Source organism: Nocardiopsis valliformis DSM 45023 (assembly GCF_000340985.1).
Taxonomy (GTDB): Bacteria; Actinomycetota; Actinomycetes; order Streptosporangiales; family Streptosporangiaceae; genus Nocardiopsis; species Nocardiopsis exhalans.
Genome location: NZ_ANAZ01000007.1, coordinates 75,656 through 99,760 on the forward strand (window position 1 = coordinate 75,656; position 24,105 = coordinate 99,760).

The window sequence follows — 24,105 nt, forward strand, 5'->3', positions numbered from 1 at the left end:
GGAAAGACCTTCCGAAAAGAACGCTTCTCCTGGTTCTGTTGGCCCTGCCGAAGCCGAGGCAGGAAACTTGGGGCTCCGCGACGAACATGAGATCTGGGGGACCGATGACGTTTCCGCCGTTGGACACGGCTCTCCCCTCCGGGACGGACGCACGTGAACACGCCGTCCTGCTCCGCCGTGCTCACGATGCACAGCTCAACGGGCGGCCCACGCCCGCGCCGCTGCGCCCGGTGATCGAGGACTCCTGGGGGAGGATGCGCGGCTTCGGCATCGACCCGGACAGTGCCCCGCCGCCCAAGGTGGCCCGGCTGGACGAGCTCCAGCGCTACCGGGACGCCTCACCGATCGCCGAGGTCCTGCCGCTGATCCGCCGTTCCCTGGTTTCGGTGGCCGACGAGGCCGAGCACATCATGCTGGTGACGGACGCCGCCGGGCAGGTTCTGTGGCGGGAAGGATCTCATCGGATACGCACAATCGGCGACCGGGTCGGCCTGGTCGAGGGCGCCTACTGGAACGAGGGCAGTACCGGTACCAACGCCATCGGGACCGCGCTCGTGGTGGGACGGCCGGTCCAGGTCTACTCGGCCGAGCACTACGTGCGGAACCTGCACACCCTCACCTGCGCCTGCGCCCCCGTGCACGATCCCCGGGACGGGCGGCTGCTCGGCGCCATCGACGTCACCGGCCCGGTATCCACCATCCACCCGGCGACCCTGGCCCTGGTCAGCGCGGTCGCCCAGCTGGCCGAGGCACACCTGCAGGGCATCCACCACACCCATCTGGAGCGGCTGCGCTCGGTGGCCGCGCCGCTGCTGGCCGGGCTCACCCGGCCCGCCCTGGTCGTGGACGACAACGGTTGGACCGCGGCGGCTGTCCACATGGAACCGGTCCGGCGGGTCCTGCTGCCCAAGCAGTGCGAGAGCGGGACCACCTGGCTTCCGGCGTTGGGGGAGTGTGCCCTGGAACCGCTGCCCGGCGGCTGGTTGGTCCGGCCCCGACCCGAGGAACAGGCCGCGCCCTCCACCGTGACCCTGGACCTGCTCCGACCCGGTGCCGCCTCGGTGACGGTTGCCGGGGACAGCGGGGAGTGGGTTCAGCACCTGTCCCCGCGCCACACTGAACTCCTCCTGCTGCTGGCGGTACACCGGGGCGGGCGTTCGGCGGTACAGCTGTCCCGCGACGTGTTCGGCTCCGACAAGCACGTGGTGACTGTGCGGGCGGAGTTGTCCCGGGTGCGGCGCAACCTGGGCGGGGTGATCGAGAGCCGCCCCTACCGGTTCTCCGACGAAGTGCGGGTGCGGGTCCTGACCCCCGAGTCACCGCTGAACCTGCTGCCCGGTTCACTGGCGCCCGGGGTGCGGGCACTACGGGACCGTACTCGCGCAGAGGACCTGTTCGATTTCATTGGGTGATGACATCGCAACCTGTTGCAACCGTTGCCGCTCTGGCCTGGATGGGATCAACTGGTGCTGCGCGGCCCGCCTACCGGTGGGCGGCCTCCGGGCAAGAGAGGGCACGGCGGCTGCTCACCGGTGCGGGACGCGTCCGCGACCTTCGCGCCTTGAGGGGGGTGACGGGGGATGAGAGCGGACGCGTCCGCGGGCTGGTGCCCCGTGAGGATCGGGGGAACCTCCGGGGCCATCGCGCACACGACGGTACGGCCCGAAGACACTAACGCCTTCGGGCCGTACCGTTGCCTGCTCCGCCGGTCGGCCCGGACCCGTGGCCCGTTGGTCAGTCCGTGTCGGCGGCCGACTCCGAGGGTTCGTCGTCCTGACCCTTGGCTGACTCCGGCTCGGCGGGCTCGGCGTTGACCGGGGAGCACTGGAAGCAGTCCATGGTGAAGACCTCCTCCTCCCCGACCAACCCGGTGAAAGCGCCGCGCAGGCTGTCGTCGCCCACCTCGCGTCCGGCCAGGGCCTCGCGCAGCAGCTGACCCTCGAAGCGCAGTTCCTCACCGTCGCGGCTGTGCCCGGTGCAGAGCACGGCCAGTCGGCCGCCGCGCTTCTCCTGGGTGTCCTCGCCGGGGCCGTCCTCGCGGGGATCGTTCGTGTCGGTATCGTCCGCGACCGGATCCTGCTCGGCTTCGGTCCCGCCCGCGGTCACCGAGTTCTCCTCGCCTTGGGCCAGCTCCTCCGAGGGTTCGTCGCCGGAAACCGCGGTACAGGTGAGCGGGGCCGCCACGGGGTGTCCCTTGCGGGCGAAGGCGCGTTCGGCGCCGGGGCGCAGGATCGTCACCGACAGCGCGTCGGCGGCGAGCTCCAGCTCCAGCAGCGCGGCGTCGACCTCCTCCTCGGTCGCCCCGTCGGCCGTGCACGAGGTGAGCGAGACGCACAGCAACAGTGCCAGTGAGGCGGTGACGGTGGTCGAGCGGACTCCCATGGCTTCCCCCTCGGGATGGTGGTGTCGCCGTGCACGGCGAACGCGGGTCCACTGCCCCAACGTCCCGGATGGCCTCTAAGTAACCAATGTCCGACTCAGGGTTAAAGGGTGAAAAGTGAGTCATGTTCTGGTCATCCACATGTGAGTCGAAACACCTGACTGGGTACCGTGCCCGGTGGGGCACCGGGATACCCAAGGTGTTCGGCGGAGCGGGGACGGGAGGGAAAAGCCCTGCTGGAACGCGCGAACACCGCCACTGGGCTACACTCGGGGCATTTACCGAACCGTGCTCTGGCATGGTTCACACAGACCGAACGCAGCACCGGACTCCTCACGCGGCCCAGCCGAACCAGGAGAGTCCGGTGAACCAGGGGACCGCTCGAAGCGTCGAACCAGGCATCAACGATGATCCTGGATCATCCCGCACCGACGGCCCCACAGACCGTCCTTCCTTCGGAGGTGGATCGTGTCCGCTGACCACCGAGAGCAGCAGCCCAGCCAACAGGGTTCGCGTATCGACCCGCACGTCGGCCGTTACGCGCTCCGAGCAAAGGGCATGGTCGCATCGGAGGTCAGGGCACTCTTCGCGGTCGCGTCCCGGCCGGAGATCGTCTCCCTGGCGGGCGGCATGCCCAACGTCGCCGCCCTGCCCCTGGAACAGCTCGGCGACTTGGTCAAGGACGTCGTCTCCGAGGAGGGCGCCACCGCCCTCCAGTACGGATCGGCCCAGGGCGACCCCGTCCTGCGCGAACAGATCTGCGACTACATGACGCTCGAGGGCGTCCATGCCAGCCCCGACGACGTCATCGTCACCGTCGGCTCCCAGCAGGCCCTGGACCTGCTCACCCGGGTCTTCGTCGACCCCGGCGACGTCGTCCTCACCGAGGCGCCCACCTACGTCACCGCGATCAACACCTTCGCCGCCTTCCAGGCCGACATCCGCCACGTGGGCCTGGACGAGCAGGGCGTCATCCCCGAGGAGCTGGAGGAGGCGCTGGTCCGCGCCGAACTGGACGGGAAGCCGGCCAAGTTCTTCTACACGATTCCCAACTTCCAGAACCCCGCGGGCATCACCATGACCGCCGAGCGCCGCGCCCAGGTCATGGAGGCCTGCGAGCGCCACGACGTGCTCGTGATCGAGGACAACCCCTACGGGCTGCTCCGCTACGACGGCGAGGCCGAGCCCACCCTGTACTCCCAGGGCAACGGCAACGTCATCTACCTCGGCTCGCTCTCCAAGACCCTCTCCCCGGGGCTGCGTATCGGCTGGGCCCTGGCGCCCTCGGCCGTGCGCGCCAAGCTGGTCCTGGCCGCGGAGTCGGCGATGCTCAGCCACTCCACGTTCAACCAGCTCGTGGTCCGTCGCTATCTGAACACCTTTCCCTGGAAGGAACAGATCAAGGCGTTCAACTCCATGTACAGCGAGCGCCGCGACGCGATGCTCGGATCCCTGGCGGCGATGATGCCCGATGGGTGCACCTGGACCAAGCCCGAGGGCGGGTTCTTCGTCTGGGCCACCCTGCCCGAGGGCATCGACGCCAAGGCCATGCTGCCGCGCGCCGTCAACGAGCGCGTGGCCTACGTGCCCGGCACCGGCTTCTACGCCGACGGCCGCGGCCGGGACAGCATGCGCCTGAGCTTCTGCTACCCCACCCCCGAGCAGATCCGCGAGGGCGTACGCCGCCTCGTGACCGCGATCGAGGGTGAGATCGATCTGCGAGACACGTTCGGTAGTACCATCGCCCCGCCCACCGAAGGCAGCCAGGCACCCACCCCTGACCTGCCCTGACATTCCCTCGTAAGGGCAAACGCACCATGACAGCAGCACAGAAGGAGGTTCGCGCCGTGGCTGACCTTGACCGGGTTCTCGTTCTCGCCGGAGGCCTGTCCCCCGAACACGAGGTGAGCGTCCACTCCGGCCGCAGCGTCGCCGAGGCCCTGCGCCGACTCGGCGTCGAGGTACAGGTCACGGATGTCGACTCCGGTCTGTTGGACCGCCTCGCCGCCGACCCGCCCCAGGTGGTCTTCCCCGTCCTACACGGGTCCGCCGGTGAGGACGGCGCGATCCGCGAGGTCCTGGAACTGGTCGGGGCGCCCTACGTGGGCGCCCGTCCCGACTCCTGCCGCCTGGCCTACACCAAGCCCGCCGCCAAGGCCCTGCTCGCCGAGAAGGGCGTACGCGTGCCGCGCGGCGCCACCCTGCCCAAGTCGGCCTTCCACGACCTGGGCGCCCCTGCGCTGCTGGATCGCCTCGCGGACCGGCTCGGCCTGCCGCTGTTCGTCAAGCCCGACCGCGGCGGCTCGGCCTTCGGCGCCACCCCGGTGACCTCGGTCAGCGACCTTTCCGCCGCCCTGGTCTCCTGCTTCGCCTACAGCGACTCCGCGCTCGTGGAGGAGCAGGTGCAGGGCACCGAGCTGGCCATCGGCATCCTGGACACCGGCGACGGCCCCGTGGCTCTGCCGCCGGTGGAGATCGTCCCGGACGGCGGGGTCTACGACTACGCGGCCCGCTACACGGCCGGTCGCACCGAGTTCTTCTGCCCGGCCCGCCTGGACGAGTCCGTGGTCGCGGCCGCCACCGAGGTGGCCCTGACCGCCCACCGCACCCTGGGGCTGCGCGACTTCTCCCGGACCGACATCATCGTCGACGCCGACGGTGAGGCGATCTTCCTGGAGACCAACGTCGCCCCCGGCCTGACCGAGACCTCCACGTTCCCGATGGCCGCCGCGGCCGCGGGGCTGGACTTCGCGGTCGTGTGCCGCGAGCTCGCCCACCAGGCCTACCTGCGCGGGTAGCACCGGCCGGGAACGGCAGAGCCAGCGGCACCGGCGCCGGTGCCGCTGGCTCCTCTCTTCTCCGACTACCCGCCCGACAAGGGGCCCGGCCTGTACGGAGGAAGGTGCGACGAGTAGGATCCATCACAAACCGACTGTTCGGTATGTGAAAGGTATCCCTCATGCAAACGGCCCTGCGGATCTGCCCGCTGTGCGAGGCCACCTGCGGCCTCACCCTGACCATCGACGCGGGACGGCTCACCGGTGCGCGCGGCGATCGCCAGGACGTGTTCAGCGCAGGGTTCGTCTGCCCCAAGGGCGCCACCCTCCCCGCTCTGGACAACGACCCCGACCGGCTGCGGCGGCCCATGATCCGCGACGGAGAGCACTGGCGCGAGGTCGACTGGCCCGAGGCCTTCGCCGCCGTCGACGCCGGGCTCACCGGAGCGGTCGAACGGCACGGCCGCCAGGCCGTGGCCAGCTACCTGGGCAACCCGAACGTGCACACCCTGGCCGGACAGCTCTACTCGGGCCTGCTGGCGCGCACCATCGGCAGTACCAACGTCTACAGCGCCAGCACGGTCGACCAGATGCCCAAGCACGTCTCCTGCGGGCTGATGTTCGGCGATCCGTTCGCCATCCCGGTCCCCGACCTGGACCGCACCGACCACCTGCTGATGCTCGGAGCCAACCCGCTGGAGTCCAACGGCAGCCTGTGCACCGCCCCGGACTTCCCCGGCAGACTCAAGGCACTGCGTGCCAGGGGAGGCCGTCTGGTCGTGGTCGACCCCAGGCGCACCCGGACCGCCGACCTCGCCGACGAGCACGTCCCCGTGCGCCCTGGCGGGGACGCCTTCCTGCTCTTCGCCATGGTGCACACCCTGCTGTCCGAGAACCTCGCCGACCTCGGGAACCTCGCGGAGCACACCCGCGGCCTCGACGAACTCCGCACCCTGGCCAAGGACTTCCCTCCTGAGGCCGTCGCCGCGGTGTGCGGGATCGAGGCCGAGCACATCCGCGCCCTGGCCCGGGACCTGGCAGCGGCGCCGACCGCTGCGGTCTACGGGCGCCTGGGCACGACTGCCGTCCAGTTCGGCACACTGACCAGTTGGCTGGTGGACGTGCTCAACCTGCTCACCGGGAACCTGGACCGGCCCGGCGGGGCGATGTTCCCCCAACCGGCGCACCGCGGTCCCGACTCCGTCCGCAGCAGCCCCTTCCAGATCGGGCGCTGGCGCAGCCGGGTCCGGAACCTGCCTGAAGCCAAGGGCGAGTTCCCCGCCGTGACCCTGGTGGACGAGATCGCCACCCCCGGCCCCGGACAGGTCAGGGCCCTGGTCACCGTCGCCGGGAACCCGGTGCTGTCCACCCCGGGCGGAGAGCGCCTCGCCGAGGTGCTGCCGGACCTGGAGTTCATGGTGAGCGTGGACCCCTACCTCAACGAGACCACCCGCCACGCGCACGTCATCCTGCCGCCCGCACCGCCCAGCCGCTCCAGCCACTTCGATCTGGCCTTCAACGAGCTGGCGGTGCGCAACAACGTCCGATACTCGCCTCCGGCACTGCCGCTGGGCGAAGGAGAGGCCGACGAGGGCGAGATTCTGCGCCGTCTCGTGCAGATCGCCGCCGGGCAGGGGCCCCACGCCGCCCCCGACGCCGTCGACGAGGCCGAGATCGCACGGCTGCTGTCCCGAGCCGTGGCCGACCCGGACTCCCCCGTGCATGGGCGCGACCCCGCCGAACTGGCCGCCCGCCTGCACCCCGGCGGCTGGGCCGAACGCCGCGTCGACCTGTTCCTGCGCCTGGGCGCCTACGGCGACGGCTTCGGGGTCCGCCCCGAGGGCCTGTCCCTGCGTTCCCTGCTGGAGGCGCCGCACGGTATCGACCTCGGAGCGTTGCGCCCACGCGTGCCCGCTGTCCTGGCCACCGCCTCCGGCCGCATCGAGGCCTGCCCGCCGCCGATCGCCGAGGACGTCGCCCGGCTGCGGGCCGGACTCGCCGAACGCCGCGAGTCCCTGGTACTGGTGGGACGGCGGCACCTGCGCTCCAACAACAGCTGGGGACACAACGTGCCCCGGCTGAACGGCGGCAGCAACACCTGCACCCTGCACGTGCACCCCCAGGACGCGGCCCGCCTGGGTCTGCTGGACGGCGTGACGGCCACGGTGCGCAGCGGTGCGGGCGCCGTCGAAGCCGTCGTGGAACACACCGACACCGTCGCACCGGGAGTGGTGAGCCTGCCCCACGGCTGGGGACACGGGGTACGGGGCACCCGGTTGTCCGTCGCGGCCCGGAACCCGGGCGTGAACGTCAACGCCGTGACAGACCCCTCCATGGTGGACCCGCTCTCCGGCAACGCCGTCCTGAACGGAGTCCCCGTCGAGGTACGCCCCCGGGAATGATTCGAGCAGGGGCGAGTGGGTCGCCACGCCACGGCGGCCCACCCGGCCCTACCCCGGATCACTCGCTCCGAGCCCGTGTCACCGGTTCGGAGCGTCCAGGGACCGTTCGATTACATCCCGTACGGTCGCCTGGAGCAAGGGGACCTTGTACCCGGTGGCGGGCAGCGGGGAGCAGATTTCGGTGAGAGCGTCCAACGCCTCCGCCACCGCCGTACCCGGATCCCGGCCCGGAACCGAACCCACCAGGGCCCGCTCCACCCCGGCCAGCCGCAGCGGGGTACGGGCCACCCCGCCCACCGCCACCCAGGCCCGGACGACCGGGCCGGTGCCGCCGTCGGCACACTCCAGCCGGGCCACCGCCTCTACCAGCGGCCACTCCGCGCGCGAACGCCCCGCCGTGCGCAGGTGGGCGGCCCGTTCCCCGGGCACGGGGGCGGGCAGGTCCACCGAGACCAACAGCTCCCGGGCGCCGAGCACGTGGTCACGGGTGGGATCGGCGCCCTCGTACAGCTCCGCCATCCCTCTTTCGGTCTCCGTATCCGAATCCTGCCCAGAGTCGTGCCGGACCCGCACGGTCGCTTCGTAGGTCAGCAGCGCAACCGCCAGCGACGACGGGTGCGGGGCCACGCACGGCCCCTGGTCCACGACCACACCGCGCAGGTGGTCACCGGCGCGGGAGGGGCACGAGTCACCCCCGGTCTGGAAGCAGTCGAAGGCGGGATTGCGCAGGTAGGAACAGCGGTTGCGCTGCAACAGGTTGCCGCCCACCGTGGCCGTACCCCGGATCTGCGGGGTCGCCAGGGCCCGCGCCGTGGCGGCCAGCCCTGGATAGGCCCCGGCCAGGCGGGGGTCGGCCCCCAGCTCGGCGACGGTGGTCATCGCGCCGATGCGCGCCGCGCCGTCCCCGGCCCATCGCACTCCACGCAGTTCGGGCACGTGCAGCAGGTCCACCAGCGGGCCGGGCGCGAGCGCGCCGACCTCCAGGCAGGCGGCCAGGTCCGTGCCCCCGGCGCGGGGGCGCGCACCACCCCCGGACAGTTCCCGGGCGGCCTCGGCGGCACTCGTGGGACGGGTGACGGTCAACATGGGCTGTGGCGCCGCGGTCAACGCTGGCCCCCCTTCGGTCGGTTGGAGCTGATCAGTCGGTCCGGGCGGAGCGGAAGGTCGTGCGGGCGCCAACCGGTGGCGTCGTACACGGCGTTGCCCAGGGCCGCCGCCACACCCACCACCGACACCTCTCCCAGGCCGACCCCGCCGCCCACGACGTGCTCGAACCCCTGCTCGTGGAAGTACACCTCGGTCTCGGGCACGTCGCCCATCCCCGGGATGCGGTAGTCCTCCAGGTTGTCCGAGAGCACCACCCCGGTGGCGAGGTCGTCGCGCCGCTCCTCGAAGAGCGCGTAGCCCACGCCCTGCACCACCGCACCCTCGCACTGGTTGCGGGCCAACCGCTCGTTGTAGATGCGCCCGGCGGCGATCCCCGCCCAGCAGCGGGTGGGCCGCACCCGACCGAGCAGGGTGTCCACCTCCACCTCCATCACGTGGACGGCGCCGCTCATGCCGCGCCCGACGGCCAGGTCGCCCAGGTTCGGGGTCAGCTGACCCCAGCGGTCCCGGCCGCGTTCGCCGACCACGCTCACGCCCTCGGCGGCGGCCAGCGCCTCCTTGAACACGTGCTCGGGGACGGGACCCGCGGCGGGCACGTCGGGGCAGAGCTCGCGCAGGGCCTCGCGCAGGCGGTCGGCGGCGTCGGCGGCGGCCGGGCCCATGGAGGTGGTGGTGCGGCTGCCGAAGGAACCGGTCCCGTGCACCGAGGAGCTCTGCCCGATCTCCACCCGCAGGTCCGCGGCGTTCACCCCGAACCGGTCGGCGACCACCTCGCCGAGCAGGGTTCGGATACCGGTGCCGATGTCCTGGGTGGCCGAGCGCACCACCAGGGCGCCGCCCTCCACCACCAGCTCAACCCGGGCGTCGGGCGCCAGCAGGTAGGGCCAGCCTGCGGCGGCCAGCCCCACCCCGCGCCGGAACCGGCCGGTGCGCTCGCCTCGCGGACGGTCCCGCCACAGCGCAAGGTCGGCGACCCGCTCGTACAGGGCCTGCCGCTTGGGGTTGCCGTCCCAGCGGCGGCGCAGGGTCAGCGGGTCCTCGCCGAGCCGCTCGGCCACGGTGTCCACGGCCTGCTCCAGGGCCCAGGCCATCGGCGGCCCGCCGGGCCCGCGCATGGGCTCACCCGGCGGCCGGTTGGTCACCACGTCGAAGTCGCGCACCCGGCGCGGCGAGCGGCCGTACATCAGCGCGGCCAGCACGGCGGCGTTGGAACCCACCGATACCCCGCCGTCGCCGTGGGAGTCCACGGACAGCGCCCGCAGGGAACCGTCCTGACCGGCCAGGAGCGCCACCCGGGTGCGGGTCCCGGGCCGGTGCCCGGCGTCGGTCAGCTCCTCGGCCCGCTCCAGGCTCACCTGCACCGGGGTGCCGGTCAGCCGGGACAGCTCCACGGCGGCCACGACGTCAGCGGACAGCGAGTTCTTGGCCCCGAACCCGCCGCCGACGTACTCGGTCACCAGGTGGACCCGCTCCCGGGGCAGGTCCCAGCGCTTGGCCGCCTTGGCAGCGATCTTGCTGACCGACTGTGTGGACACGTACAGGTGCAGGTCGCCCCGCTCCCACCGAGCCACGCTCACATGCGGCTCCAGCGGGCTGTGCACCTGGGTGGCGGTGGTGTACTCCTCGGCCACCAGCAGGGGGTCCCGTCGGCGGGAGGCCGCCCGCAGCCGGGCCACGGCGGTGGGCCCGCGCCAGCTGAGCACCCCGGGTCCGCGCACGTTGCCGTTCCAGGGCGCCGCGGGAGTGGGCGCCTCACCGTAGGTGGGCGCGGCGGCGCGCTCCTCCTTGGTGGGGTAGAGCACGGGGGCGCCCGGGGCGCGGGCCGCCTCGGGGTCGGTCACCGCGGGCAGGGGTTCGAGGTCCACCCGCACCGCCCCGGCCAGCTCCCTTGCCGCCGCCCGAGTGGGCGCGGCCACCGCGGCGATCGGCTGGCCCACGTAGCGCACCACACGGTCCTCACCGAGAAGGTCCACCAGCGGCGGTGCGGCCCCGCCGGGGCCGGGGTCGACGCTCACCTTGAGTACACGGGCGTGCGGCACGGTGGAGCGCACGATCACGCCCTCCCAGGTGCCGGGCGGGGCGAAGTCCGCGCTGAACCGTGCGCCACCGGTCACCTTGGCGGGGGCGTCCGCGCGCGGTGGGGCCTGGTCGGGTTCGGTGTCGAACTCACCGGCGCAGGCGGCGGCCACGGCCGCGAAGATCCCCTCGTAGGCGCCGCAGCGGCACAGGTGACCGGCCAGGGCGTCGGCGATCCGGCCGCGCCCTGGGCGGGTGTCCCCGTGTTCGGCGCGCCAGGCGTCCACGAACACCGAGGCCTCCACGGCGAATCCGGGCGTGCAGTAGCCGCACTGGAGGCCGTCATGGGCGGTCAGGGCGCGCTGCACGGGGTGGACGCCGTCCAGCCCTTCGACGGTGGTCACGGAGCGACCGGCCAGATGGTCGGCGGGCAGCAGGCAGGAGGCGGTGGGCGCTCCGTCCACCAGGATCGTGCAGGCCCCGCACACACCGGAGCCGCAGGCGATCTTGGTGCCGGTCAGCCCGAGCCGGTCGCGCAGGTGGTCGGCGGCGCTGAGGCCTGGGGCGTCGGGTGCGGGGGAGGGTGCGCCGTTGACGCGCGTGTCCATGGGCGGCTTCCTGGGTGGAGGTGGAAGTTGTCATTGACAACTTAGGTGGCCGCAAAGCCCGGTGTCAAAGACTTTCTGTGCACCGGCGCACACTTCCCGCCAGAGCTCACCTGCCGAGCGCGTTCTGGTACGACAGGTCCAGCTGTGCCTGGGCGTGCTCCAACTGCTCGGTGAGCCGCAGTACCGTTGCCTGCACGCCGTCCGCCTCGACCACAACCCACTCCGGGGGCCTGCGCCTGCGCCAGCCGCGTAGCGACCACGAGATCAGCTGCTGCAACGCCAAAGGCACCGCCATTAGTGTCAACATGACCATGCCGGGCTCGTTTGCTTGCTCCGGATTCTGGGTGAGGATCAAAACCACCCCCACCCCTAGTGCGCCCAACACGGCCAGGGCCTCGAAGCCCTTGGCCCGCCCGTACCGGCGCAGCTCTTCCAGTTGAGGACTGGTCCTGGCCTCCTGCTCGCTCAGCTCGACCAGCGCCAGGGACACCCGGAGATGGACCGCCTCCACCCCGGCAGCCTCGGCGAGGTCCCCCGACACCTTCGCCGCGGGGGCCAGCCCGGCCCACCGCCCGTGCACCCGGGTGGCCTCGCGCATGCGCCCGCGCCACAGTTGGGGCGCGAGCAGCGCGGTCACCAGCTGACCGATGAACCCCGCTGATGTCGGATGCACGGGGCCGGAACCGATCCAGCCCAGCCCGCCCAGCCAGGGGTTGTACCGCTGGGCCGCGCGTTCGGCGCTCCTGAGCGCAGTACCCAGGTCCGAGGCGAACTCGCGGTAGCCCTGGCAAGGGAACCCGCGGCAGTCATGCCCCGGCTCGGCGCAGTGGTGCCCGGACAGCGCCTCGACCACCTCGACCGTCAGCCCCGCTTCCAGGAAGGGGCTGTCCGCTGCCCGGACCCGGCCGGTCAACGCGGTCAGTGTCATGTCCCGGCCGCGCAGCAGCGGCGGCAGGTCTGGTCGCAGCCGGGCCAACAGCCGTACCAGGGCCAGCTCTGGGTCGGTCCGGGCGTCGGCGGCCACCTGCGCCCCGGCCTGCTCCTGCCCGTGCAGGTCGATCAGCCACGACCCCAGGATCCGGCACTGCCGGGGCTGGGTGAGGAACGCCACCGCGGTCTCCCAGCGCTCACGCATCGCCTCGGCCAGCGCGTCCGGATCGGAGAAACCGGAACCGTCAAACCACAGCGGTGGGCCGCCCGCCGTCCGTACTGGTGCCGATGCCTGTGCTGGCGCCGGTTGTGCGACCGGAGGCGGAGCGGCTGCCGGGACCGCGGCCGCAGCCCCGGAAACACCGGTGAGCAGGTCGATGAGCTCCCGCGCGCTGGGTCGCTCCTCGGGCTCCTTGCTCAGGCACCGCTCCACGATCCCGCGTAGCCGGTCGGGCAGCGCCGAACAGTCCGGGGTGTCCACGAGTACGCTCTTGACCAGCGCCCGCTGGCTTCCGGCGTCGAAGACCGGCCGCCCGGTGGCGGCGTAGACCATCACCGCGCCCCAGGCGTACACGTCCAGGGCCGGGGTCAGCCGCGCCCCGTCCTCCAACTGCTCCGGGGCCATGTACTGCAGGGTTCCGATCACCGCGCTGGCGGTCAGGGAGGTGGCCTCCTCGAAGGGCCGCGCGATCCCGAAGTCGATCACCCGTGGACCGTCGGCGGCCAGCATGATGTTGCCCGGCTTCAGGTCGCGGTGCACCACCCCGGCCGCGTGGATCGCCGAGAGAGCCGTGGCCGTGGACACCGCCAACCGGTCCAGGTCCGTCCCCGTCCTGGGGCCGTTCTCCCGTACGTCCTGGGAGAGCGTGGGCCCGTCGACGAACTCGCTGACGATCCACGGCTGTGCCGCCTTGGGGTCGGCGTCCAGTACCTGGGCCACACAGAAGGGGCTGACCCGCCGGGCCGCCTCGACCTCGCGGGCGAACAGGTCGAAGAACCGCGGGTCGGTGCCGGGTCCGACGTGCAGCAGCTTGACCGCGACCCGCCTGCCCCGGGCGTCCTCACCGAGGTGGACCGAGCCGAAACCGCCACGGCCGACCTCCTTGAGCAGACGGTAGCCGCCGACCTCGACGGGCGCGGATGTGGGGGACACGGGGCCTCTTCCTGGTGTTTTCCGGCGGGCCCGGGGGGTGGGCCCGCCCTGTGGGACGCACATGCGTCCCGTCCGGTTTTTACCTGCCTTGGGTTACCCTGGGCACCGCTGACGCTACTTCTTCCTCCTCCCCCTTCCCAAAGGACCCCGAGGATCTCATGCACGTCGCCTTACAGCCCCGCGTTCACGGCTGGACAGAACCGGCCTTCACGCCCGTCCGCGAGGCCTTCCAACGCAACTTCACCGAACACGGTGAGCTGGGCGCCGCCGTGGCCGTCCACCATCGCGGCCGACTGGTGGTGGACCTGTGGGCGGGGGTACGCGACCAGAGCACCGGCGCCCCCTGGGAGTCGGACACCCTGGCCATCGTCTTCTCCGCCACCAAAGGCGTGACCTCGATGGTCCTGGCGCACGCCCACTCCCGCGGGCTGTTCTGCTACGAACGCCCGGTCGCCGACTACTGGCCCGAGTTCGCCCAGCACGGCAAGGAACACGTCACCGTCCGCGAACTCCTCTCCCACCGCGCGGGCCTGCCCTACCTGGACGCCGAACTCAGCCCCGCCCTGCTGGCCGACCACGACCGCCTCGCCGAGGCCCTGGCCGCCCAGTCGCCGGCCTGGGCCCCGGGCACCCGGCACGGCTATCACAGCGTCACCATCGGCCTGTACGCGAGTGAACTGCTCCGGCGGGTGGACGGGCGCACCGTCGGCACCTATCTCGCCGAGGAACTGGCCGGGCCGCTGGGCCTGGACCTGTACGTGGGGCTGCCCGAGGACATCGACCCCGACCGGCTGGCCCCCATGGCTGGGGGCACCTGGCGCGACCTGGCCGCCGACCCCACCGCCGTACCCCTGGGACACGTACTGGCCCGCTCCCTGCCCTGGACCACCGCCGCCCGCACCTTCGCCAACCCGCCGCTGAAGTCCGCCAACCAGCTGGCCGGGCCGGACTACCGGTCCGTGGAACTGCCACACGGCAACGGGTTCGCCACAGCCCGCTCCCTGGCCGTGCTCTACGGCGAGTTCGCCCAGGGCTCACCGGTGCTCGGAGTGGACCAGGACAGCCTGCGCGCCCTGGAGGAGCAGCCCACCGAGCCCTCCGGCGGTGAGCGCGACGTCAACCTCAAGGTGCGCACCCGCTACTCGCTGGGCCTGTGGAAACCCTTCCCCGGATGGCGGTTCGGCAGTGACGGCCGCGCCTACGGCACACCCGGCGCAGGTGGCTCCTTCGGGTTCGCCGACCCGGCCACCGGGACCGGGTACGGGTACGTGCCCAACCGGATGGGTCTGCGGATCTGGGATGATCCGCGCGACGTCAACCTGCGCGAGGCCCTGGCCGACTGCCTGCGGTCCGCGACGAACGACAGCTCCGCCTGAACTCGCGGGGCCCGCCGGCCGCGCGGCGGGCAGGAGAGGTCATTCGGTCTCCGCGCCGCCCTCTGGATGCGGGTCCGCGCCTCCGTCGCCACCGCTCTCGTCCGTGCCGGCGCCGTTACCAGCACCGCCACCGCCACCGCCACCGTTACCGCCACCGCCGCCCTCGCCGCCGTGACCGCCGTCGCCGCCACCCTCGGGCTCGCAGGCCTGCGGGTCGTAGTCGCACACGTCAGGCTCGACCGGTGCGCAGCCGGGGGCGTGCGGATCGGTGTGGCAGTCCACCTCGGGAGGCGTCCACTCCGTTTCGGGGGGAGTCCATTCTGTCGGAACGCCCTCCTCTTCCACGGGTTCCTCGGTTCCGCCTCCGTCGCCTCCGGCCGGCTCCTCCTCCCGGACCTCGGGCTCTTCCCCTTGTTCCGGTTCGGTGACCGGCTCCGCGGGTTCGGTGGCGGGTACGGAACGGGCGGGCTCCATCTGGCTCGGTGCTCCCTGGCCGGTGGCCCAGATCAGCAGCGCGCCGAGCAGTCCCAGGAACGCCACGGCACCCACGGTGAGCAGCCCCGCCTTCGAACGCCGCCGAGCACGGCTCCGCCTGCCCGGGTTCGGGGAGGGTTGTGGTGGCACCTCCGGAACGGTGCCGCCTACGGGCGGGTAGTCGCCGGTCTGCTCCCCGACCCCGGCGGTGCCTTCCTCCGGAAGCGTGCCTCGTACGTTCGGCGCGGTGCTGTCGGTGGGCGGGTAGTCGCCGGTCTGCCACGGAGTGCCGGCGTTCTCCCTGAACCTGGCTGCTCCGATGCCCTCATCTGGGAACGGGCCTCGCGCATCTGGAGCGATGCTGCCCCTGCCCGGGAGCGGATTCCGAGCGAACGAAGCGGGGTTGTCCGTGGGCGGGTAGTCGCCGGTCTGCCACGGAGCACCAGTCTGTTCTTCGCCCGTGCCTCCGAAAGCGCCCGAGTGGATGGTGCCCCCGCCCGGTTCCTGGCTCTGGGCGGGGATCGTGTTGGCTGGCGGTAGGGGCGGGGGAGTCTGGGCGGGGATACCGGCCACGGGCGTCTTCACAGACACCTCCGAAGGCGCCGGGGCGGTCGATCCCCACGCGCCGCCCCTCTGCGAGGGCACATAGCCGGCGACCGGCAGGACGCGGATACGGGCGGTGCCCTGGACCACGGTCGCGGACGCCTGCTCCAGCACGGCGGTCGGCTCCGTCTTCGAGGCTGCCGGAACGCGTCCGATCAGGCGGTCCAGGACCTCCACCGCGGTGGGCCGGTCCGCCGGGTCCTTGGCCAGGCAGTGCTCCAGTACGGGCAGCAGCCGGTCGGGCACGCCGGTCAGGTCCGGTGGGTCCGAGAGCACCTTGTCGATCACGGCCACGGTGGTCTCGCCGGGGAAGGCGTGTCGGCCAGAGGCCGCGTAGGCCATCACGGCGGCCCAGGAGAATATGTCGCCGGAGGCCGCAGCCGCGTCGCCGCGGATCTGTTCCGGTGACATGTAGGCGGGGGTGCCGGTCACCGCAGTGGTCTGGTGGGTGGCGTCGGTGAAGCGCGCGATACCGAAGTCGATGACCCGCGGTCCGTCCGGTCCCAGGATGACGTTGCCGGGTTTGAGGTCGCGGTGGACGACCCCGGCCTCGTGGACGGCGGCCAGCGCGGTGATGGTGGCGATCGCCAGTCGGTCCAGCGCGGCTCCGGTCCGAGGCCCTTCATCCGTGACCGCGGTGCGCAGGGTGGGGCCGGGAACGTACTCGCTGGCGATGTAGGGAACGTCGGCGTCCATGTCCGCGGCCAGGACCGCCGCGGTGCAGAAGGGGGCGACTTTGCGTGCCGCCGACAGCTCCCGGGCGAAGCGCTCGCGCTGGCGCTGGTCGTCATCCCAGAGTCCGGCGAGCACTTTGACCGCGGCGGGGGACCCGTCCTCCCCGTGCCCGAGGTAGACGACCCCCTGCCCTCCGCTGTCGATCCGAGCGGCCAGGGTGAACGGGCCGATCTGTTCCGGGTCGGTACTGGTCAGAGGAGTGGTCATGGTTGCGCCCCATCGGAAGGGAGTCGCCGGTTGCGTGCTCCTTCATGGACTATGACGTCGCGGGGAGCGGGAACGGGCCTTGCCCCCAGGTAACATTCTCCTCCTTTTTTCCCGACAGAAGGGGAGGCCGAAGTACAAATGTGTGCAATCGGCCTCCCCTGTCAGTCACCTGCGAGTGAAGGAACTACAAACCTGGTGCCTGTGACGACCCTTGCTTTACAACCCGAAAGCGTGCATCGCGAAGTGGAAGGCGAACACCGCGCTCAGGATCCACATCAGCCAGCCGACCTCGCGGAAGCGGCCCTGCGCCGACTTGATGAGGGTGTGCGCGATGATCCCGATCCCGATGCCGCTGGCGATGTCGTAGGCGAACGGCATGATCGCGATGGTCAGGAACGCGGGGATGGCCACCGAGATGTCCGTCCAGGCGATCTGACCCACGTGCATCATCATCATGGCGCCCACCAACACCATCGCCACGGACGCCGCCTCGGCGGGCACCATGCCGAAGACCGGGGCGAAGAAGATCGCGCTCAGGAACAGCAGGCCGGTCACCACGCTGGCCAGACCGGTCCGCGCCCCCTCGCTCACCCCCGCGGTGGACTCCACGAACACCAGCGTCGCCGAGGAGCTGGTCAGACCACCGGTCACCGCACCGGCGCCGTCGGTGACCAGGATCTGGTTGACCCGGGGCATCTGCCCGTTCTCGTCGGCGATGTTGGCCTTGGTGCCGATCGCCAGGATGGTGCCCAGCGCGTCGAAGAACCCGGCCAGCACCAGCGTGAACAGGATGACCCCGGCCGTGGTGGGTCCGGCGCTCGTCCAGGCGCCGAACAGGTCCACCTGGAACAGCAGGCCGAAGTCGGGTGTGGCCACCGGGCTGGAGGGCAGTTCGGGGACGCCGCCACCCCAGGCACCGGCGTCCAGCCGGAACACGAAGTGCAGGGTCACGGCGAGCACGGTCGCGCCGATGATCCCGTAGAAGATCGCGCCGGGCACGTTGCGGGCCAGCAGCACGCTGGCCAGGATCAGCCCGGCTACGAACACCAGGATCGGCCAGCCGTTGAGGTGCCCGCCGCCGCCCGCGACGCCGAGCTGCAGCAGGCTGCCGCCCTCGCTGGCACTGACGAACCCGGCGTTGGCCAGGCCGATCAGTGACACGAACATGCCGATACCGACGCCGATGGCCAGCTTGAGGTTGTGCGGAAGCGCGTTCATCACCGCGGTGCGCACCCCGGTGACCACCATCAGGATGATGGCGATGCCCTGCCAGATGACCAGGCCCATCACCTCGGGCCAGGACATCACCGGGGCCGCCTGGTAGGCGACTACCGCCATCACGCCCAGGGCCGCGGCGCAGGCGATCGGGGCACGGCCGATCACGCCCATCATGATGGTGACCAGCCCGGCGGCCAGGGCGGTCATCGTGGTCAGTTGGCCAGCGGAGAGGTGGTCGCCGTTCACGTCGGCCACGCCGCTGAGGATGATCGGGTTCAGGACGATGATGTAGGCCATCGCCATGAAGGTGGTCAGGCCGCCGCGGATCTCCCGCCCGAAGGTGGAGTTCCGCTCGCTGATGAAGAAGAAGCGGTCGAGCCAGGATCGATCCGTACCGGCCTGCGGCCGCGGCCGCGAACCGGTGTCGTTGAGTTTGGTCACGTCCCCTCCTGGAGGGATATGAGCACAGCGAATATCGCCATGTGTGGGGGGTTTGCTACTTTGAGTAGTCAAACTTGGGTGGTGCCAGGACGGCACTGTCCTGACGGCCCGCCCCGGGGCCGAGGGCGTCGGATGTCCGGGGCGGGCGTCTGGGGGCGGGGCCGGCGGCGGGCGTTGCCGCCACCGCCCCACCGGTTCAGGGGGTACTTACTACGTGGAACCGGCCGCTACACGGCCAAGGCGCCCTGGACCAACCTGGAATCATCAAACCGGAATCATCAACCCGAGATCACAGGTCGATGCCCACGATGTCCTCCGGGCGCACCGGCGCGTGTGTCAGCGGACGCTTGGTGGCGTCGCGCACCGCGGCCACAACCGCCGGGGTCGACGACAGGGTCGGCGGCTCGCCCGCGCCGCGCAGCCCGTACGGGGCGTGCGGGTCCGGGTGCTCCAGCACGTCGATGCGCATCGGCGGCATGTCCAGGATGGTCGGGATCAGGTAGTCGGTGAAGGACGGGTTGCGGATCACACTGTCCTTGACCTGGATCTCCTCCATCAGCGCCAGCCCCAGGCCCTGGGCGGAAGCGCCCTGGATCTGACCGGCCAGCTGCTGCGGGTGGAGTACCTTGCCCACGTCCTGGACGGCGTCCAGGGCCACCACCTTCACCAGGCCCAGATCCACGTCCACGTCCACCACGGCACGGTGCACGCACATGCCGAACTGGGTGTGCGAGGAGCCCTGGCCCAGCGTGGGGTCGAGCATCTCGGTGGGCCGGTGGTGGTGCTCGCGGGTCTCCTCCACGACCGTGCCGCCACTGGCGGACTCGCCCAGCAGGTCGGCCAGGGACACCAGGGCCCCGGCGGTCTCGGACTCGATCTTGCCGCCGGTCAGCGACAGCTCGGCGTCGGCGATGCCCTCCGGGATCACGCCGCGCTCGCGGGCCAGTGCGAACACCGCCTCGCGCACCGCCTCGCAGGCCATCTTCACCGCGCCGCCGGTCATGTACGACTGCCGCGAGGCCGACGACGAACCGGCCGAACCCACCTGGGTGTCGGCGGGGGCGATGGCCACCTTCTCCACACCCAACTCGGTCCGCGCGATCTGCCCCTTGACGGTCACCAGGCCCTGGCCGACCTCGGCGGCGGCCGTGTGCACCAGCACCACCGGCTCACCGGCCACGATCTCCATCCGGACCCGGGCCGTGGAGTAGTCGTCGAAGCCCTCCGAGAAGCACAGGTTCTTCAGGCCCACGCCGTAACCCACACCGCGCACCACACCCTCGCCGCGGGTGGTCCCGGCCACACCGCCCGGCAGGGTGCGCTGGTCGGAGGGGTCCTCCAGGCCGGTGCGCTCCACCGGCATCGGCAGGTCGCGGGCGCGCTCCAACATCTCCGCCATCGGCAGCGGCATGTCGATCTCCTGGCCGGTGATGATCCGGGAGCCCTGCGCCATGGCGTTCTTGACCCGCAGCGCCACCGGGTGCATGCCCAGCTTCTCCGCGAGCTTGTCCATCTGCGACTCGTAGCCGAAGCAGGCCTGCACCGCGCCGAAGCCGCGCATGGCACCGCACGGCGGGTTGGTGGTGTACACGCCGTAGGCGTCCACCAGTACGTTCGGCACCTCGTAGGGGCCCACGCCCAGCGAGGAGGCCACGCCCACCACGGCGGGCGTCGCCGAGGCATAGGCGCCGCCGTCGACGATGATCTCCATCGTGACGTACAGCAGCGTGCCGTCCGCCTTGGCGCCGTGCTCGAACTTCATCTTGGCAGGGTGCCGGTGCACGTGGCCGTAGAAGGACTCCTCGCGGTTGTACACGAACTTGACCGGCTTGCCGGTGCGCAGCGCCAGCAGCGCCGCGTGGATCTGCATGGACAGGTCCTCGCGGGCACCGAACGCGCCGCCCACGCCGGCCAGGGTCAGCCGCACCTTGTCCTGGGGCAGGTCCAGGGCCGGGGCGATCTGCTTCTGGTCCACGTGCAGCCACTGGGTGGCCACGTACAGGTCCACGCCGCCGTCCTCGGCGGGCACCGCCATGCCGGACTCCGGGCCGAGGAAGGCCTGGTCCTGCATGCCGACCTCGTACTCCTCGGCCACGATCGCGTCGGCCTGGGCGCGCAGGCGCTCCAGCACCTGGCGCTGGCCCTCGTCCGACTCGGCCACCCCGACGAAGTCACCGGTGCGGATCGGCTGGTGGCGCACCCGGTTACCGGCCTGGCGGTACTCCTCGTGGATCTTGAGGGAGCCCTCCTCGTGCACGAGCGGGTACTCGGGGTCGTGGGCGGCCCGCACCGGGTCGCTCACCGGCTCCAGCACCTCGTAGTCGACCTTGATGCGCTCCATCGCCCGGCGCGCGGTCTCGGGGTGGTCGGCGGCCACGATCGCCACCGCCTCGCCCTTGTACCGCACCTTGCCGTAGGCGAGCACCGGCTGGTCCTGGTACTCCAGGCCGTACCGCTTGTTGCCGGGTACGTCCTCGTGGGTGAGCACCGCCTCCACCCCGGGCACCTTGAGCGCCTCGGTGATGTCGATGCCCAGGATGTTCGCGTGGGGGTGGGGGCTGCGCAGGGTCGCGCCCCACAGCATCCCCTCCATCCACAGGTCCGAGGAGTAGGCGAACTCGCCGGTGACCTTCAGCGTGCCGTCGGGGCGGCGCGGGCTCGCGCCCAGTCCGTCCTTGGTGGTGCTGGACAGGTCCGTGGTCACGGTCTTGGTGGTCGCCGTCATCAGTGGTTCGCCTCCTGCATGAGGGATCGGTGCGCCGCACGGCCCCGCGCGGCGGCGGTCTCGGCGGACAGGGTGCGTAGCTCACCGCGGTCGACGACGGTGTTCCCGCCGACCAGGAGCCGCTCCAGGGGCGGGACGGGACCGAAGGTCAGCGCCACCACCGGGTCGGCGATCACGTCGAAGCCGAAGCCGTCCACGCGCCACAGGGCCACGTCGGCCTGCTTGCCGACCGTGAGCGAGCCCAGCTCCGCGTCGCGGCCCAGGACCCGGGCCCCGCCCAGGGTGGCCAGTTCCAGGGACTGACGGGCGGTCAGCGCCTGCGGGCCCTTGCGGGCACGGGCCATCAGCAGTGCCTGGTGCATCTCACCGGCCATGGTGGACAGCTCGCTGGAGGCGGGGCCGTCCACACCCAGGCCGACGTTCACGCCGGCCGCCAAAAGCTCGGGCACCCGGCAGATACCGGCGCCCAGGCGGGCGTTGGAGGTCGGGCAGTGCGCGATGCCCGTACCGGTCGCCGCGATCCGGCCGATCGCGGAGTCCGACAGGTGCACGGCGTGCGCGAACCACACGTCATCGCCCAGCCAGCCGAGCTTCTCGGCGTACTCCACCGGGGTGCAGCCGAACTCGGCCAGGCACTTCTCCTCCTCGTCGAGGGTCTCGGCGAGGTGGGTGTGCAGGTTCACGCCCTTGTCCCGGGCGAGCGCCGCGCCCTGCGTCATCAGGTCCCGGGAGACCGAGAACGGCGAGCAGGGGGCCACCGCGATGCGGGTCATCGAGGAGGCGGAGGCATCGTGGTGGGCGTCGATCGCCGCGGCCGTTCCGGCCAGCGCGCCCTCCAGGGTCTCCACCACGCTGTCCGGCGGCAGACCGCCCTGGCTGTGCCCGCGGTCCATCGAACCGCGCGCCAGGTCCAGGCGGATGCCGACCTCGCGGGCGGCCTCGACCTCGGCGGCGACGATGTCACCGCGCCCGGCCGGGTAGATGTAGTGGTGGTCCGAGGCGGTGGTGCACCCGGACAGCGCCAGGTGGGACAGCCCGGCCGAGGTCGTCCCGGACACCACGTCGGCGTCCAGGCGGTGCCAGATCTCGTAGGAGCCGACCAACCACTCGAAGAGCGTGCCGTCGGCGAAGAGCCCCTGGGTGGCCCACTGGTAGAGGTGGTTGTGGGTGTTGACCAGACCCGGCGTGGCCACGCAGCCGCGGCCGTCGATCCGCTCGACCTCACCCTGGACCTCGGGAGCGGGACCCGCGCCCACCGCGGTGATCACACCGTTGCGGGAGACCACGTGACCGTCGGCGTACTCGGCGCCGTCCACGGTCACCACGTGGGCGCCCTCGATGATGACGGTCCGGCTCATGAGTTGCTCCCGGCTGCCTCGGCGCGCCGCTCGGCGGCCAGGTGGACGGCGTCGATGATCTTCTCGTACCCCGTGCAGCGGCACAGGTTGCCGGCCAGGGCCTCGCGGATCTCGGCGTCACCGGGGGCGGCCTTGCCGCATCCCACCGTGCGCTCCAGCAGGTCGTCGGTCTGCACCAGCAGGCCCGGCGTGCAGAACCCGCACTGGACCGCGCCCGCCTCGACGAACGCCTCCTGGACCACGCCCAGAGCGCGGTCGCTGCCCTTGCCGGTGCCCTCGGCCAGGCCCTCCACGGTGCGGATCTCGCGGCCCTCGGCCTGCCCGGCGGCGATCATGCACGAACACGCCGTCACACCGTCGAAGTAGACCGTGCACGAACCACATTCGCCCTGCTCACAGGCGTTCTTGCTGCCCGGGAGGCCCAGTCGCTCACGCAGCACGTACAGCAGGCTCTCGCCCGGCCACACGTTGTCGGCGCTGACGTCCTCGCCATTGACGTTCATGTTCACGCGCATCGCGTGGACCCCTTCCGGTAGTCGGTGACGGACCAGCTCAGCGCACGGCGAGCCATGACCGACAGAGCGTGCTTGCGGTACTCGGCGGTGCCGCGCTGGTCGTCGATGGGACGGGCGGCCGCGGCCACGAGGTCGCCGAAGCGGCGGACCACGGATTCGGCGAGCGGGCGGCCGTCCTCCCAGTCGAACTCGTTCGCCAGGAACTCCTCGGCGGCCTCCGAACGCAGCGGCGTCGGACCGGCCGAACCGATCCCGGTGCCCACCGCCCGCTTGTCGGTGTCCAGCGCCAGGCTGAACGAGGTCACCGCGATGACCATGGCGTTGCGGGTGCCGATCTTGGCGAACTGCTGCGGGCCGGTGGCCTCAGGCAGCAGGACCGCGGTGATCAGCTCGTCCTCGCGCAGCGCGGTGGTGCGCAAGGAGAGGTAGAAGTCGCGTGCCTTCACCCTGCGGGTGCCGCGGATGGAGGCGAGCTCGATCTCGGCGTCCGTGGCCAGCAGCGGCGGGTGGGACTCACCGGCGGGGGAGGCCCCGCCCAGGTTGCCGCCGACCGTGCCGCGGTTGCGGATCTGGGGGGATGCCACCGACCGGGAGGCCTTGGCCAGAGCGGGGGCGCGCCCCGACAGGTGCTCGATGATCCGGGTGTAGGGGACGCCTGCGCCCAGTCGCGTCCGGCCGCCGTCCACCCCCCACTCGGTCAGCTCGGGGACCCGGGTCAGGTCGATCAGCGCCGAGGGGCGGCGCTTGTCGAAGTTCAGCTCCACCATCACGTCGGTGCCGCCCATGATGGGCACCCCGTCGGGGTGGGCGCTCCTGGCCTCTAGGGCCTCCACCAGTGTGGATGGCCTCAGGAATTCCATGCTCGTCCTCGTCCTGGCAGTGCGGTCTGGTCGCGTCGAATCCGGCGCGATCCCTCGTTAGTAGGGCGATCTTGTGAAGTACAACACTCGAAAGGCTTCCTTAACCAGCGAGTGAAGACATGAAGTGATCATGGAACGAACGGCAGGTGTTGGGCGTTTCCTACAAGTGTCGTTGGTGAGAAACTCCGGGACCGTCGGCACTGTCATTCCGGGCTGTCTG

The 24,105-nt window shown here is 71.5% G+C and carries 15 protein-coding genes; 5 read left to right on the forward strand and 10 right to left on the reverse strand.

Translation table 11 applies throughout. From position 1 onward, the window contains the following. Positions 1-104: 104 nt before the first annotated feature. Positions 105-1,412 carry a GAF domain-containing protein gene (locus tag D457_RS0107690; RefSeq protein WP_039831066.1) on the forward strand — a complete coding sequence of 436 codons (1,308 nt, stop codon included), beginning with the start codon at positions 105-107 and terminating at the stop codon, positions 1,410-1,412. A 322-nt stretch (positions 1,413-1,734) separates the two neighbouring features. On the opposite strand, the gene D457_RS0107695 is transcribed toward D457_RS0107690, so the two are convergent. Then, on the reverse strand, positions 1,735-2,382 hold the full coding sequence (locus D457_RS0107695) for a hypothetical protein (RefSeq protein WP_017580071.1): 648 nt from the start codon (positions 2,380-2,382) through the stop codon (positions 1,735-1,737). A 556-nt stretch (positions 2,383-2,938) separates the two neighbouring features. On the opposite strand from D457_RS0107695, the gene D457_RS0107700 reads away from it, so the two are divergent. The 3 genes from D457_RS0107700 (at position 2,939) to D457_RS0107710 (ending at position 7,559) form a co-directional block, all read left to right on the forward strand. Then, positions 2,939-4,171 carry an aminotransferase class I/II-fold pyridoxal phosphate-dependent enzyme gene (locus D457_RS0107700; protein ID WP_017580072.1) on the forward strand — a complete coding sequence of 411 codons (1,233 nt, stop codon included), beginning with the start codon at positions 2,939-2,941 and terminating at the stop codon, positions 4,169-4,171. Between the two features lie 56 nt (positions 4,172-4,227). After that, positions 4,228-5,178, forward strand: a complete 951-nt coding sequence (locus D457_RS0107705; protein WP_017580073.1) for a D-alanine--D-alanine ligase family protein — start codon at positions 4,228-4,230, stop codon at positions 5,176-5,178. Between the two features lie 161 nt (positions 5,179-5,339). Next, positions 5,340-7,559 (forward strand): molybdopterin oxidoreductase family protein, encoded by a 2,220-nt coding sequence (locus tag D457_RS0107710; protein ID WP_017580074.1) that lies wholly within the window; start codon positions 5,340-5,342, stop codon positions 7,557-7,559. 78 nt (positions 7,560-7,637) lie between these two features. On the opposite strand, the gene D457_RS0107715 is transcribed toward D457_RS0107710, so the two are convergent. The 3 genes from D457_RS0107715 to D457_RS34015 all read right to left on the reverse strand — a co-directional run bounded on the left by D457_RS0107715 (position 7,638) and on the right by D457_RS34015 (position 13,373). After that, positions 7,638-8,645, reverse strand: a complete 1,008-nt coding sequence (locus tag D457_RS0107715) for an FAD binding domain-containing protein (protein ID WP_017580075.1) — start codon at positions 8,643-8,645, stop codon at positions 7,638-7,640. Positions 8,646-8,662: 17 nt separating this feature from the next. After that, complete coding sequence (locus D457_RS0107720) at positions 8,663-11,290, reverse strand: molybdopterin-dependent oxidoreductase (protein WP_017580076.1); 2,628 nt, start codon at positions 11,288-11,290, stop codon at positions 8,663-8,665. Between the two features lie 106 nt (positions 11,291-11,396). Continuing rightward, complete coding sequence (locus tag D457_RS34015; protein ID WP_051072884.1) at positions 11,397-13,373, reverse strand: serine/threonine-protein kinase; 1,977 nt, start codon at positions 13,371-13,373, stop codon at positions 11,397-11,399. 158 nt (positions 13,374-13,531) lie between these two features. Here D457_RS34015 and D457_RS0107730 point away from each other — a divergent pair, with 158 nt between their 5' ends. Continuing rightward, entirely contained in the window at positions 13,532-14,749 is a 1,218-nt protein-coding gene (locus D457_RS0107730) for a serine hydrolase domain-containing protein (RefSeq protein ID WP_017580077.1), read from the forward strand. Positions 14,750-14,788: 39 nt separating this feature from the next. On the opposite strand, the gene D457_RS34020 is transcribed toward D457_RS0107730, so the two are convergent. The 6 genes from D457_RS34020 to D457_RS0107760 form a co-directional block, all read right to left on the reverse strand. Beyond that, positions 14,789-16,768, reverse strand: a complete 1,980-nt coding sequence (locus D457_RS34020) for a serine/threonine-protein kinase (RefSeq protein ID WP_051072885.1) — start codon at positions 16,766-16,768, stop codon at positions 14,789-14,791. A gap of 216 nt (positions 16,769-16,984) precedes the next feature. Then, entirely contained in the window at positions 16,985-18,427 is a 1,443-nt protein-coding gene (locus D457_RS0107740) for an NCS2 family permease (protein WP_017580078.1), read from the reverse strand. 289 nt (positions 18,428-18,716) lie between these two features. Then, the gene (locus D457_RS0107745) at positions 18,717-21,152 is read right to left on the reverse strand and encodes a xanthine dehydrogenase family protein molybdopterin-binding subunit (RefSeq protein ID WP_017580079.1); all 2,436 of its coding nucleotides are present in this window, start codon (positions 21,150-21,152) and stop codon (positions 18,717-18,719) included. Then, positions 21,152-22,510 (reverse strand): 8-oxoguanine deaminase, encoded by a 1,359-nt coding sequence (locus D457_RS0107750; protein WP_017580080.1) that lies wholly within the window; start codon positions 22,508-22,510, stop codon positions 21,152-21,154. The genes D457_RS0107745 and D457_RS0107750 overlap by 1 nt, the downstream gene beginning before the upstream one ends. Next, entirely contained in the window at positions 22,507-23,025 is a 519-nt protein-coding gene (locus tag D457_RS0107755) for a (2Fe-2S)-binding protein (RefSeq protein WP_017580081.1), read from the reverse strand. The genes D457_RS0107750 and D457_RS0107755 overlap by 4 nt, the downstream gene beginning before the upstream one ends. Beyond that, positions 23,016-23,885 carry an FAD binding domain-containing protein gene (locus D457_RS0107760; RefSeq protein WP_017580082.1) on the reverse strand — a complete coding sequence of 290 codons (870 nt, stop codon included), beginning with the start codon at positions 23,883-23,885 and terminating at the stop codon, positions 23,016-23,018. The genes D457_RS0107755 and D457_RS0107760 overlap by 10 nt, the downstream gene beginning before the upstream one ends. Between the last annotated feature and the right edge of the window lie 220 nt (positions 23,886-24,105).

Coding starts and splice junctions, on each gene's coding strand:
- D457_RS0107690 (WP_039831066.1), top strand. CDS start 105: ATGACGTTTCCGCCGTTGGACACGGCTCTCCCCTCCGGGACGGACGCA.
- D457_RS0107695 (WP_017580071.1), bottom strand. CDS start 2,382: ATGGGAGTCCGCTCGACCACCGTCACCGCCTCACTGGCACTGTTGCTG.
- D457_RS0107700 (WP_017580072.1), top strand. CDS start 2,939: ATGGTCGCATCGGAGGTCAGGGCACTCTTCGCGGTCGCGTCCCGGCCG.
- D457_RS0107710 (WP_017580074.1), top strand. CDS start 5,340: ATGCAAACGGCCCTGCGGATCTGCCCGCTGTGCGAGGCCACCTGCGGC.
- D457_RS0107715 (WP_017580075.1), bottom strand. CDS start 8,645: ATGTTGACCGTCACCCGTCCCACGAGTGCCGCCGAGGCCGCCCGGGAA.
- D457_RS0107720 (WP_017580076.1), bottom strand. CDS start 11,290: ATGGACACGCGCGTCAACGGCGCACCCTCCCCCGCACCCGACGCCCCA.
- D457_RS0107730 (WP_017580077.1), top strand. CDS start 13,532: ATGCACGTCGCCTTACAGCCCCGCGTTCACGGCTGGACAGAACCGGCC.
- D457_RS34020 (WP_051072885.1), bottom strand. CDS start 16,768: ATGACCACTCCTCTGACCAGTACCGACCCGGAACAGATCGGCCCGTTC.
- D457_RS0107745 (WP_017580079.1), bottom strand. CDS start 21,152: ATGACGGCGACCACCAAGACCGTGACCACGGACCTGTCCAGCACCACC.
- D457_RS0107750 (WP_017580080.1), bottom strand. CDS start 22,510: ATGAGCCGGACCGTCATCATCGAGGGCGCCCACGTGGTGACCGTGGAC.
- D457_RS0107755 (WP_017580081.1), bottom strand. CDS start 23,025: ATGCGCGTGAACATGAACGTCAATGGCGAGGACGTCAGCGCCGACAAC.
- D457_RS0107760 (WP_017580082.1), bottom strand. CDS start 23,885: ATGGAATTCCTGAGGCCATCCACACTGGTGGAGGCCCTAGAGGCCAGG.